Origin of the sequence: Winogradskyella sp. PG-2, assembly GCF_000828715.1 — a bacterium.
GTDB lineage: Bacteria > Bacteroidota > Bacteroidia > Flavobacteriales > Flavobacteriaceae > Winogradskyella.
The window spans coordinates 2048029-2060947 of the sequence record NZ_AP014583.1; the positions used below are offsets into that span (position 1 = coordinate 2048029).

Sequence of the window (12919 nt, forward strand, 5' to 3'; positions counted from 1 at the left end):
ATTAGATATTTTCTAATAATTGTTTCAACACAACTTGTGCTGCAAAAGTTCTATTGTTAGTTTGTTCTATGACGACAGATTGTTCGCTATCTAAAACGGCATCTTCTACAACAACATTTCGTCTTACTGGTAAACAATGCATAAATTTGGCATTACCTAATTTTGCCTTGGTCATCATCCAATTTTTATCTTGACTTAAAATCTTCCCATAATCATTATAACTGCTCCAATTTTTCACATACACAAAATCAGCATCTTTTAATGCGTCTATCTGATTGTAATTAATAGTTGAGTTTCTAGTTATTTCTGTATTCAATTCATAACCTTTAGGATGTGTAATCGTCAAATCTACATCTAAATCTTGCATCATTTCTACAAATGAATTCGCAACTGCCTGTGGTAACGCTTTTGGATGAGGTGCCCAAGACAATACTACTTTCGGCGTCTTTTTTTCTGTTAATTCTGAAATGGTTATTGCATCTGCTAGTGCTTGTAATGGATGTGCTGTAGCACTTTCCATATTGATGATTGGTACTGATGCATGTTTTTGAAAGTTATTGAGCACATATTCTGATTCATCTTTAGCCTTATCTTCTAATGTCGGAAATGCTCTTACAGCAATAATATCTGCATATTTTGAAATGACTTGAGCCGCTTCCTTGATATGTTCAGATGTGTTGACATTCATAACCGTTCCATCTTCAAATTCTAAATTCCAAGCGTCATTTATATTTAAGATCATAACATTCATGCCTAAATTTTTCGCAGCTTTTTCTGTACTCAATCGTGTACGCAAACTCGAATTAAAAAATAGCATAACTAGGGTTTTATGCTTTCCTAAATCTTCAAATTCAAAAGGGTTCATTTTTAATAATATCCCCTCTTTTATAAGTTCTGAAACGTTAGAGATGTCTTTTAAAGTTGTATATTTTTTCATCTTAATTTAATTCTTTATGTAAAGCATCAAAAAATCTATCAATGTGTTTTTTCTGAACGGTTAAAGGAGGAAGAATTCTAATTAAATTAGGGTTCTTAGCTCCTCCTGTAAATATGTGATGTTTAAATATGAGTGTTTTTCGTAATTCTGAAATCGGAAAATCAAACTCTAATCCTAACATTAATCCTCTTCCTTTAATGGTCTTTAGCTTTGGTAATGTTTTGGCTTTTTCAATAAAGTACTCGGAAATATCTGAAGCATTCTGCATGAGGTTTTCCTGCTCTAAAACTTTTAAAACTGCGCTTGTTGCCGCACAAGCTAAATGATTGCCACCAAATGTGGTGCCTAATAAACCAAAAGAAGCTTTTATTGATGGATGAATTAAAATCCCACCGACAGGAAATCCGTTACCCATACCTTTAGCAATTGAGATAATATCTGGTGTAATATGATGTTTTTGAAAAGCAAAAAAATCGCCAGTTCTTCCAAATCCGGATTGTACTTCGTCAGCAATTAATGCTGTTTTGTATTGCTTGCAGAGTCTATCTAGTCCTTGATAAAATTCAGTTGTACTTTGGTCTAATCCACCAACACCTTGTATAAATTCTATAATTATAGCACAAGTTTCATTTTGTTTTAAAATTTGTTCAACTGCATATAAATCGCCTAATTCTATGATTTCGACTTCTTGTTGTGCATTAATAGGTGCGATAATTTTCGCATTATCTGTTGCTGCAACTGCAGCAGATGTACGACCATGAAATCCATTTTTAAAAGCAATTACTTTTTTCTTTCCATTATGAAATGAAGCTAATTTTAAAGCATTTTCATTGGCTTCAGCACCTGAGTTACATAGAAATAATTGGTAGTCTATACAACCCGTAAGTTCTTCTAATTTATCTGCTAATTCAACTTGAAGTGGATTCTGAATGGCATTACTATAAAAGCCTAATGTTGAAACCTGATTTGAAATAGCTAACACATATTCTGGATGTGAATGCCCAATAGAGATCACAGCATGTCCTCCATAAAGATCTAAATACTCAATATTTTTATCATCATAGACATAAACATCTTTTGCCTTTACAGGCGTAACATCATATAAAGGGTAAACATTAAATAAACTCATATCTGCTCTTCTTTTATGGTATTAATTTTATTGAACGAAGCAACCATACCTTGTATTAATGACGAGCTTAATCCTTTATGTTCCATGTGATTTAAACCAGTAATTGTACAACCCATAGGTGTGGTTACTCTGTCAATTTCTTCTTCAGGATGATCTCCATTGGTAATTAATAAGTTGGCTGCACCTTCTGAGGTATGCATTGCTAGTTCTTGTGCTTCTTTAGCGTCAAATCCTAATTGAATTGCAGCTTGCGTTGTGGCACGTATTAATCGCATCCAAAACGCAATTCCACTGGCACATACTACTGTTGCAGCTTGCATTTGAGATTCAGGTATTACTAGTGTATGTCCTAATCTATTGAAAATGGCTTCTGCAATCGGAATACGTTTTTTACCTTTTTCATTACTACACAAGCACGTCATTGATTTCCCGACTGCAATAGCAGTATTTGGCATAGCCCTTATGATAAATTGGTCATTGCCAATTTGAGATTCAATTTTTGGAATTAAATAACCTGTTATAGTCGAAATCACTACATGATTTTCCGTCAAATATGGTTTCACGTCGTTTAATATTTGCTCAAAATGTGCTGGTTGTACAGCAAAAATTAAAATATCAGACTGCTTTGTAGCCTCAATATTATCAGTAGTTAACACAACATTTTTGTAGCCTTCGAATTCTTGAATGTCATCTAAATTCCTTTTAGTTAAATACAATGTTGTAATTGCATTGTTGGTTATCAATCCTTTTGCGATAGACTTACCTAAGTTTCCTGTTCCTATGATTGCGATTTTCATGTGTATTAATTTTAAAAGAAATTAGCTTTAAGATTTAATCCTTCTGTTTCATTAAAACCAAAGGCTAAATTCATGTTTTGGATTGCTTGTCCTGAAGCACCTTTTAAAAGGTTGTCTATAATGCTTGTAACCAATAATTTATTATTGTGTTTATGCAAATGAATAATACATTTATTAGTGTTTACCACTTGCTTTAAATGAATGTCTTCATCTGATACAAACGTGAATGCTGCATTTTTGTAATAGTTCTTATATAGTGATTTAGCATCTTCTAATGTACCATTAAAAGTGGTATAAGCAGTTGCAAAAATTCCTCTTGAAAAATTACCACGATTTGGCATAAAATGGACCTCAGAATCAAAATCACCTTGTAATTGATCTAGGGTTTGATTTATTTCACCTAAATGCTGATGTGTAAATGCTTTATAATGCGAAAAGTTATTATCTCGCCAAGTAAAATGAGTGGTCTTAGATAAAGATGTTCCTGCTCCAGTAGCACCTGTAACTGCATTGATATGAATATCTTTACTAATTAAATTAGCATCTGCTAATGGTAATAGAGCTAGCTGAATTGCTGTTGCAAAACAGCCTGGATTTGCAATATAATTAGCAGCTGCAATAACTTCTTTTTGTAATTCTGGCAATCCATATATAAAGTCTTTTCCATTAAAAATCTTATTGGCTTCAAGTCTGAAATCGTTACTTAAATCAATGATTTTTGTGTTCTCAGAAAATGTGTGTTGATTTAAAAATGCGGTTGAATTACCATGACCCAAACAAAGAAATAATACATCGACATGAGCATTAATTTCATTTGTAAAACTCATTTCTGTAGAACCTACTAAATCTTGATGTACCTTGTATAGTTTATTGCCTGCATTCGATGTGCTAAACACAAAATCTATCCTTGTTTGCTCATGATTTAATAACAATCTAATCAATTCGCCTGCTGTATATCCAGCACCTCCTATAATTCCTGCTTTAATCATAATCCTGAATTTACCTGTTGATAGATTTTGTTTTGATTGCCAACGATTTTAATAAAACCTTTAGCTTCATCTGCTGTCCAACCTTTATTTTCTTCACCATAACTTCCGAATTTGGCATTCATTAAATCATGCTGAGATGAGATTCCATCTAGAGTGAAATGATATGGTTTCAATGTTACAGTAACATCACCAGAGACATTAGTCTGACTGTTCTGTAAAAAAGCTTCCATGTCTCGCATTACTGGATCTAGATATTGACCTTCGTGTAAATGCATGCCGTAGAAATTAGACATGTAATCTTTGTGTTGCAATTGCCATTTCGTTAAGGTGTGCTTCTCTAAAAGATGATGTGCCCTTATGATGATTAATGCTGCTGCAGCTTCAAATCCAACTCTGCCTTTAATACCAACAATAGTGTCACCAACATGAATATCTCTACCAATAGCATAAGCTGATGCTAAATCATTAAGTAGTTCTATATTCTTATCCGCTGAATCGGCTTTTCCGTTTACAGTTGCTAATTCACCTTTCTTAAAAGTCAATATAACTTTCTCTTCGCCATCTTTCTTTAACTGTGAAGGGTATGCAGATTCTGGTAGTGGTTGTTCTGAAGTCAAAGTTTCTTCTCCTCCAACACTTGTTCCCCAAAGCCCTTTGTTAACTGAATATTTGGCTTTGTTCCAAGACATGTCGATACCATTTTCAATGAGGTAATCGATCTCTTGTTGTCTTGTTAATTTACCATCTCTAATAGGTGTAATTATTTCAATTTCTGGCGCTAAAGTCTGGAAAATCATATCGAACCTTACTTGGTCATTTCCTGCTCCTGTACTTCCGTGAGCAATATATTTAGCATTAATGCTTTTTGCATATTGAATAATTTCAATGGCCTGAATAATACGCTCAGCACTTACTGACAAAGGATACGTGTTGTTTTTAAGTACATTTCCAAAGATTAAATACTTAATCACTTTATCATAATACGATGCAATAGCATCAATATTTTTATACGTAGAGACACCCATTTTGTAGGCGTTACTCTCAATGGTTTTAATTTCTTCTGAAGTAAAACCACCTGTATTTACGCTTACTGCATGTACATCATAACCTACTTTACTTAAACTTACAGCACAATAAGATGTATCTAATCCACCACTATATGCAATTACTAATTTGCTCATTTTTTGTCTTTTTTTAAGAACATAGATTGTTTGATATTTTTCAACCTTGTCCAAACTTTTTTATCAATTTTTTGTTTTTCTTTAGTCACCTCTTCCTTTTTATTAGGATCATAAAGCATACCAGTGCACAAGCACATTTTTTGCTCGGTTCTTGTTAAGACGTCAAAATTTTTACAAGTCTGACAGCCTTTCCAGAAGGATTGATCATCTGTTAATTCAGAGAATGTTACAGGCTTATAACCTAAATCACTATTCATTTTCATTACAGCTAGACCAGTAGTGATACTAAAAACTTTTGAGTCTGGAAACTTGGTTCTAGAATGCTTAAAAATCACTTTTTTGATTTTCTTGGCAAGACCTTGCTTTCTGAAATTTGGATGGACAATTAATCCTGAATTAGCAACAAATTTTCCGTGTCCCCAAGATTCGATATAGCAAAAGCCTGCAAATTGATCTCCATCTAAAGCAATAACCGCATTACCATTTTCCATTTTGGTAATGATGTATTCTGGTTGTCGCTTTGCGATACCAGTCCCTCTGACTTGTGCAGCTTCTTCGATAGTTTTGCAGATGATGTCTGCATAAACTGTATGTGATTTATCAGCAATAACAATTTTCATTGTAATTGAGTTTTAATTTAATAATGTGTTTTTGTTTTTGAAATCTGAACCGGACTCACCTAAGTTCAATACATTGAAATACACCCTAAGGGCGACGCGGAAAAAAGCGGCGTACAAAATCATGATTATCTGAAGAGATAATTAAGTGTTGAAACGGATATTTGAAATTTGATTTGTACACAATAAAAAATAAAAAATGAATATAGAGTTAACTGCTAAGTAGAAGTATTAGCGGCGGCGTATAAGTCTGGGTGCTCTATAATTTTGTGCAATCATAATGCCAATTTACATATTAAATTATTAATGACAAGAGATAACATCTTCTTTTATATAATATTTATGAATTTCTAAAAAAATGACTTTTCAAATTATAAATATCTCATTGAGATGCTGTTTTGTTTAAAGAATATAATCAGTACTTACAAAGTTTGAAGCCCTAGAATCTAATAAATCCTTTAAAATTGCATTGTTGTAATCGTTGTCTTTTGAAGCTACGAAAGTTCTAATTGAAAATGAACGTAAGGCATCATGAACACTCAAGGTTGCTACTGCTGAATCTTTTCGACCTGTAAATGGATACGCATCTGGTCCACGTTGACAAGAGCTATTTAAATTCACTCTACAAACTAAATTTACGAGTGTATCAATTAAAGGTGCTAAGGTTTTCACATCTTTACCAAATAAACTTACTTGCTGTCCATAGTTTGAATCTGCCATTTCGTCTAAAGGTTCTTCTATATCTGAAAATGGAATAACAGGAATTACTGGGCCGAACTGTTCTTCTTCGTAAACACGCATTTCTTTTGTTATAGGATACAAAACTGCAGGGAAAATATAATTCTCAGTAGTATCACCTCCTTTAGAGTTAATAATTTTTGCTCCCTTTTCGATGGCGTCATCTATTAATCCTTGGATATACGATGGTTTATCTGGTTCTGGTAAAGGAGTTAATTTAACTCCATCTTCCCAAGGGTTCCCAAATTTTAGAGCATCTACTTTTTCTGAAAAACGTTTATTGAATTCCTCTACGACTACTTCATGAACATATAATACTTTTAGTGCCGTACAACGTTGTCCATTAAAAGATGTTGATCCTGCAATACATTCGTTTATGGCTAAATCTAAATCAGCATCTGGTAATACAATTGCGGGATTCTTAGCTTCTAAACCTAATACCATACGCAAACGGTTACTTTTTGGATGTTCGTTTTGTAATGCATTTGCCGATTTACTGTTTCCAATTAAAGCCAAAACATCAACACGCCCATCTCTCATAATAGGTGTTGCTATAGTTCGTCCTCTTCCATAAATAACATTTACTACACCTTTAGGAAAACTATTTTGAAAAGCTTCTAATAATGGCGATAATAATAAAACACCAATCTTAGCAGGTTTAAAAATGGTAGTATTTCCCATCATTAAGGCAGGAATTAAAAGTGCAAATGTTTCATTTAATGGGTAATTATATGGGCCTAAACAAAGTACTACTCCTAATGGGCCTCTTCTAATATGTGCATTAACACCAGAGTTTTTTTCAAATTTGGCACTATTACGATCCATTTGTTTGTAATCTTCAATGGTATCGTAAATGTATTCAACAGTTCTGTCAAATTCCTTTTCTGAATCCGGAAGGTTCTTACCAATTTCCCACATTAAAAGTTTTACAACTTCTTCTCGCTTGGTTTTCATTTGCTCAACAAACTTTTCCATACAAGCAATACGATCTACTACTTTCATTGTTGGCCATAAACCTTGCCCTTTATTATAAGCAGAAACAGCAGCATCTAGTGCAGATAGTGCTTCTTTTTTACCTAAAGTTGGTATAGTTCCAAGTAAAGTTGGTTTATAGTCTTTTGTCGAAGATATTGTAGAATAAACATTGGATGTATCACCTCTCCAAATTTTTAATTCGCCTCCTACTAAATAACTGTTTTGATTTACTATTGATGTAATCTTAAATGGCTCTTGAATTTCTGAAAAAGAGGTTGTCATTTGTGAAAATATTAGTTAAAATTATAGAGCTAATTTCAAACAATAAATCCATGTAACCAACTATAAATAAAAGAATTACTGAATTCTCAGTTATTTAATCTAATAAATAGTTATAACTCATCACTAAAACGTTTTAGCAAAATAACAATTCAATTTTGTTGATTCAAAAACAAGGAAAATTAGACTAAAAACTGAAATAAATCGGGCTTGTCATTAAGATAATCTCCATAAAAGTTATGAAGTTTCATTTTGGTAATTAAAGGCTGCAAATCTTCTGGTGATTTTAACTCTAAGCCAACAACAGCAACATCGTTATCTCGATTTGCTTTTTTGGTATATTCAAAATGTGTAATATCATCTGTAGGACCTAAAATGTCAACTACAAAATCTCTTAATGCTCCTGCACGTTGTGGAAACTTTATGATAAAATAATGTTTTAGATTGGCATAGAGTAGAGCACGTTCTTTAATTTCTGCAGTTCGTGTTATATCATTATTACTGCCGCTAATGACGCAAACTACATTTTTACCTTTAATTTCATCTTTAAATTGTTCTAAAGGGCAAAGGCTAAGTACTCCTGCAGGTTCTGCAACGATAGCATCTTTATTGTATAACTCCAGTATAGTCTGGCAAATCTTGCCTTCATCTACACTAACCACGCGATGCAAAGTCTCTTTACAAATAGCGAAATTTAAATCACCAACACGTTTTACAGCAGCACCATCTACAAAATTATCAATAGACTTTAATTCCGTGTTTTTATTTGCACGTATGGAAGTTAACATTGCAGCAGCACCTTTAGGTTCTACACTAATAATTTTTGTTTGAGGTGATAATAGTTTAAAAACAGAAGATAATCCTGCTGCAAGCCCACCACCACCAACTGGAACAAAAACGTAATGAATTGGATGTGTTTCAGCTTGATCTATTATTTCTAAGCCAACAGTTGCCTGACCTTCAATAACTTTTTGGTCATTAAAAGGGTGGACAAAAGTTTTGTTCATGTCCTCACTTTGTTGCTTAGCTGCATGATAAGCATCATCAAAAGTGTCGCCAAGTAATACAACATCGATATAATCTTCGCCAAACATTTTTACCTGTTCAATTTTTTGACTAGGTGTTGGAGAAGGCATAAAAATAGTGCCTTTTATTTTTAAAAGTTTACATGAAATAGCAACGCCTTGTGCATGGTTACCAGCACTCGCACAAACAATTCCATTTTCAATTTGAGATTCATTTAAAGATGAAATTTTATTGTAAGCTCCTCTAATTTTATAAGAACGTACCTCTTGTAAGTCTTCTCTTTTAAGAAAAATATTTGCTTCAAAATGCTTAGAGTATCTAGCATTTTTAATTAAAGGTGTTATTGAAGCAATACCTTTTAATTTTTCTGCAGCAGCTTCAATAGCTTTTAGTGTGGGTCTATATACTGTTGTTGTGTCTTCCATGTTACTTCCCATAAAAAAGGGAACTGTTTATTCTATATTTATACTAAAACTGAATCTTCGGTTTTTACATCTGATTTAATGACTTTCATTGCTGTCATAGCAGCACGTAAACGTTGACCAACAGCTTCGATTGGATGATTTCTAATTGCATCATTAATCGCTATTAATTCTACATTATCAACTCCGTTTGAATTTGAAAATGGTGTTCCGATAATACTAGTATCAACTGTTTTCATAAAATCAGTTAACAAAGGTTTACAAGCATGGTCAAATAAATAACAACCGTATTCAGCTGTATCAGAAATGACTCTGTTCATTTCAAATAATTTCTTTCTTGCGATTGTATTTGCTATTAATGGTAACTCATGTAAAGATTCGTAATACGCTGAATCTTCTATGATACCTGCACTAATCATGGACTCAAATGCTAATTCCACACCAGATTTTACAAATGCAACTAAGAGTACTCCATTGTCAAAATATTCTTGTTCAGAAATATGGTCTGTTGTTAAAGCGGTTTTTTCAAAAGCTGTTTCACCTGTTGCTTCTCTCCATTTTAATAAATTCACATCATCATTCGCCCAATCTTCCATCATTGTTTTTGAGAAATGACCTGAAATGATATCATCCATGTGCTTTTCGAATAATGGACGCATAATAGCTTTTAATTCTTCAGATAATTCGTAAGCTTTTATTTTGGCAGGATTAGATAAACGATCCATCATGTTAGTTATTCCACCATGTTTTAAAGCTTCAGTAATAGTTTCCCAACCAAACTGAATTAATTTTGCAGCATAACCAGGCTCTATTCCTTCTTCAACCATTTTATCAAAGGATAGAATCGCACCAGTTTGTAACAAGCCACAAAGTATGGTTTGTTCTCCCATTAAATCTGATTTTACTTCAGCAATAAAAGAAGACTCTAAGACACCTGCTCTGTGCCCTCCAGTCGCAGCAGCATAAGCTTTGGCTTGAGCCCAACCTTTTCCTTCAGGATCATTTTCTGGATGTACAGCTGTTAATGTTGGTACACCAAATCCACGTTTGTATTCTTCTCTAACTTCTGTTCCTGGACATTTTGGTGCCACCATGATTACGGTTAAATCCTTACGAATTTTAGTGCCTTCTTCAACAATATTAAAACCGTGCGAGTAACTTAAAGTTGCCCCTTTTTTCATTAAAGGCATAATCGCTTTTACAACATTAGTATGTTGCTTATCTGGTGTTAAGTTCAAAACCAAATCTGCAGTAGGAATTAATTTTTCGTAGGTACCAACTGTAAATCCGTTAGAGGTTGCATTCTTATATGAATCACGTTGCTGGTCTATAGCTACTTGACGTAAAGTGTAAGAAATATCTAAGCCCGAATCTCTCATATTTAAACCTTGGTTAAGACCTTGTGCACCGCAACCAACGATTACAATTTTCTTTCCTTTTAATGCGTTTACACCATCTTCAAATTCTGAAGCATCCATAAAGCGACATTTTCCTAATTGCTCTAATTGTTCTCTTAATGGTAATGTGTTAAAATAATTTGACATTGTTTTAATTTTTAATGTTGAAATGCTTCTAGCATTGTTGATATTCTCATTTCTTCTTTAGTAACTGCAACACGTCCTGAACGTGTGAACTGCATAATCCCGAAGGCATTTAATTCTCTATATAATAAATCTATTTCTTCTTTTCTCCCAGATTTTTCAATAGCAAAAAAATCTTTGTTTACGGTTACAATTCTAGCATTACTTTCTTTGATTATATTCTGAATTTGACGTTCATCAAATAGTAATTCTGATTTGATTTTGAATAAACATGATTCTTGATAAATGATTTCGTCTTCAGTATGATAGTAAGCTTTAATCACTTCGACTTGCTTCTCAATCTGTCCGATAACTTTTTTCATTTGAGACTCAGTAATATTAACTACTAGAGTAAACCTTGATACACCTGCAATTTCGGAAGGTGAAGTGTTTAGACTCTCAACATTCATGTGTCTTCTTTGGAATATAGCCGAAATTCTATTCAATAATCCTATATTGTTTTCCGTATATATTGAAACGGTATATTGTTTCTTTTCGTTTTCCATAATTACTCTAATCTTATATCTGAAACACTTGCTCCTGTAGGAATCATTGGGAAAACATTGTCCTCTTTTTCAACTCTTACTTCTAAGAAATATGGATCATTACAATCTATCATTTCTTTTATAGCAGCTTTTAAATCTTTTCGCTCTGACACCTTTTTAGCATCGATATGATACCCCTTGGCTATGGCTACAAAATCAGGGTTTACCATCTCTGTCGATGCATAACGCTTGTCAAAAAATAATTGCTGCCATTGACGCACCATACCAAGAAATTCATTATTCAATACCACGATTTTAACAGGTACTTTTTGCTGAAAAATAGTGCCTAATTCCTGAATATTCATTTGGTAACCTCCATCTCCAGCAATCATAACAACTTCGCGATCTGGTGCAGCCATTTTTGCTCCAATTGCTGCTGGTAAAGCAAACCCCATGGTTCCTAAGCCACCTGATGTAATATTACTTTTCGTTTTATTAAATTCTGCATAACGACATGCAATCATTTGATGCTGACCAACATCACTAACAATAGCGGCTTCTCCTTTGGTTTGAATATTGATTTCCTTCAATACTTCCCCCATAGTTAAGCCTTCTTTTGTAGGATGTAAATCATTTTTAATGACTTTGTCGTATTCTATTTTGTATAGATCTTTAAATTTTTGATGCCATTCGTTATGCGAATTTGCATTCAATAGTGGTAATAAATCTTTTAAACTTGCTTTAGCATCACCAAGAACTGCGACATCAGTTTTTACATTTTTATCAACTTCAGCAGGATCAATCTCAAAATGAACAATTTTGGCTTGTTTTGCATAGGTTGCTAAATTCCCTGTAACACGATCATCGAAACGCATTCCGATAGCGATTAATACATCACACTCATTAGTTAATACGTTTGGTGCATAATTACCGTGCATACCTACCATACCCACATTTAAAGGATGTGACGTAGGAATTGCCGAAGCACCTAGAATGGTCCATGCAGAAGGAATTCCTGCTTTTTCGATAACTGCTTTAAATTCTTCCTCGGCTTTACCTAAAATAACACCTTGTCCCCAAACTATTAATGGCTTTTTTGCATTATTAATAAGTTCAGCTGCAGTTTTTAATGAATTTTCTTCAGTACTTGGAACAGGTTTGTAACTTCTTACGCCTTTACATTTTTCGTATTTAAAATCAAACTCTTCAAACTGAGCATCTTTAGTAATATCTATTAAAACTGGTCCTGGTCTTCCGCTTTTTGCAATGTAAAATGCTTTTGCGAATACTTCAGGAATTTCTGAAGCTTTAGTAATTTGATGATTCCATTTTGTAACCGGAGTTGAAATACCTACAATATCAGTTTCTTGAAAGGCATCACTACCTAATAAATGAGAGCCTACTTGCCCAGTAATGCAGACCATAGGCGTAGAATCTATTTGAGCATCCGCGATACCAGTAATTAAATTGGTAGCTCCTGGTCCTGAAGTTGCAATAGCAACACCGACCTTATCAGAAATACGCGCATAACCTTGAGCAGCATGAGCAGCTCCTTGTTCGTGACGTGATAAGACGTGATGAATTTTATCTTGGTATTTAAATAATTCGTCATAAACAGGCATAATTGCTCCTCCTGGATAACCATAGAGAACCTCCACACCTTCTTCAAGCAAACATCTAACAACGGCTTCGCTTCCTGGAATACGCTCGGTTGTTTTTGTGTCTTCAACTTCGTTTTGTATAGTTTGTGTTTCTTTCATCTTC

11 protein-coding genes are annotated in these 12919 nt (G+C 33.6%); all 11 read right to left on the reverse strand.

The window, feature by feature from the left end:
* Nucleotide 1: 1 nt before the first annotated feature.
* Nucleotides 2-937, reverse strand: a complete 936-nt coding sequence (locus tag WPG_RS09100) for an acetylornithine carbamoyltransferase (protein WP_045471574.1) — start codon at nt 935-937, stop codon at nt 2-4.
* A gap of 1 nt (nt 938) precedes the next feature.
* Nucleotides 939-2066: an aspartate aminotransferase family protein gene (locus WPG_RS09105; RefSeq protein WP_045471577.1), complete on the reverse strand. Its 1128-nt coding sequence runs from the start codon at nt 2064-2066 to the stop codon at nt 939-941.
* Nucleotides 2063-2863: a pyrroline-5-carboxylate reductase gene (proC, locus tag WPG_RS09110; RefSeq protein ID WP_045471580.1), complete on the reverse strand. Its 801-nt coding sequence runs from the start codon at nt 2861-2863 to the stop codon at nt 2063-2065. Before proC ends, WPG_RS09105 begins: the two co-directional genes overlap by 4 nt.
* Before the next feature lie 11 nt (nt 2864-2874).
* Nucleotides 2875-3852 carry an N-acetyl-gamma-glutamyl-phosphate reductase gene (gene argC, locus WPG_RS09115; RefSeq protein ID WP_045471583.1) on the reverse strand — a complete coding sequence of 326 codons (978 nt, stop codon included), beginning with the start codon at nt 3850-3852 and terminating at the stop codon, nt 2875-2877.
* Nucleotides 3849-5033 carry an argininosuccinate synthase gene (locus WPG_RS09120; RefSeq protein ID WP_045475392.1) on the reverse strand — a complete coding sequence of 395 codons (1185 nt, stop codon included), beginning with the start codon at nt 5031-5033 and terminating at the stop codon, nt 3849-3851. The genes argC and WPG_RS09120 overlap by 4 nt, the downstream gene beginning before the upstream one ends.
* A complete protein-coding gene (locus tag WPG_RS09125) occupies nt 5030-5653 on the reverse strand; it encodes a GNAT family N-acetyltransferase (protein ID WP_045471586.1) in 624 nt (207 codons plus the stop codon). The genes WPG_RS09120 and WPG_RS09125 overlap by 4 nt, the downstream gene beginning before the upstream one ends.
* Nucleotides 5654-6052: 399 nt before the next feature.
* The gene (locus WPG_RS09130; RefSeq protein ID WP_045471589.1) at nt 6053-7645 is read right to left on the reverse strand and encodes an NADP-dependent glyceraldehyde-3-phosphate dehydrogenase; all 1593 of its coding nucleotides are present in this window, start codon (nt 7643-7645) and stop codon (nt 6053-6055) included.
* A 179-nt stretch (nt 7646-7824) separates the two neighbouring features.
* Complete coding sequence (ilvA, locus tag WPG_RS09135) at nt 7825-9093, reverse strand: threonine ammonia-lyase IlvA (RefSeq protein ID WP_045475394.1); 1269 nt, start codon at nt 9091-9093, stop codon at nt 7825-7827.
* Nucleotides 9094-9131: 38 nt separating this feature from the next.
* A complete protein-coding gene (gene ilvC / locus WPG_RS09140; RefSeq protein WP_045471592.1) occupies nt 9132-10634 on the reverse strand; it encodes a ketol-acid reductoisomerase in 1503 nt (500 codons plus the stop codon).
* Nucleotides 10635-10645: 11 nt separating this feature from the next.
* Nucleotides 10646-11176 (reverse strand): acetolactate synthase small subunit, encoded by a 531-nt coding sequence (ilvN, locus tag WPG_RS09145; RefSeq protein ID WP_045471595.1) that lies wholly within the window; start codon nt 11174-11176, stop codon nt 10646-10648.
* 2 nt (nt 11177-11178) lie between these two features.
* On the reverse strand, nt 11179-12915 hold the full coding sequence (ilvB, locus tag WPG_RS09150) for a biosynthetic-type acetolactate synthase large subunit (protein WP_045471598.1): 1737 nt from the start codon (nt 12913-12915) through the stop codon (nt 11179-11181).
* Between the last annotated feature and the right edge of the window lie 4 nt (nt 12916-12919).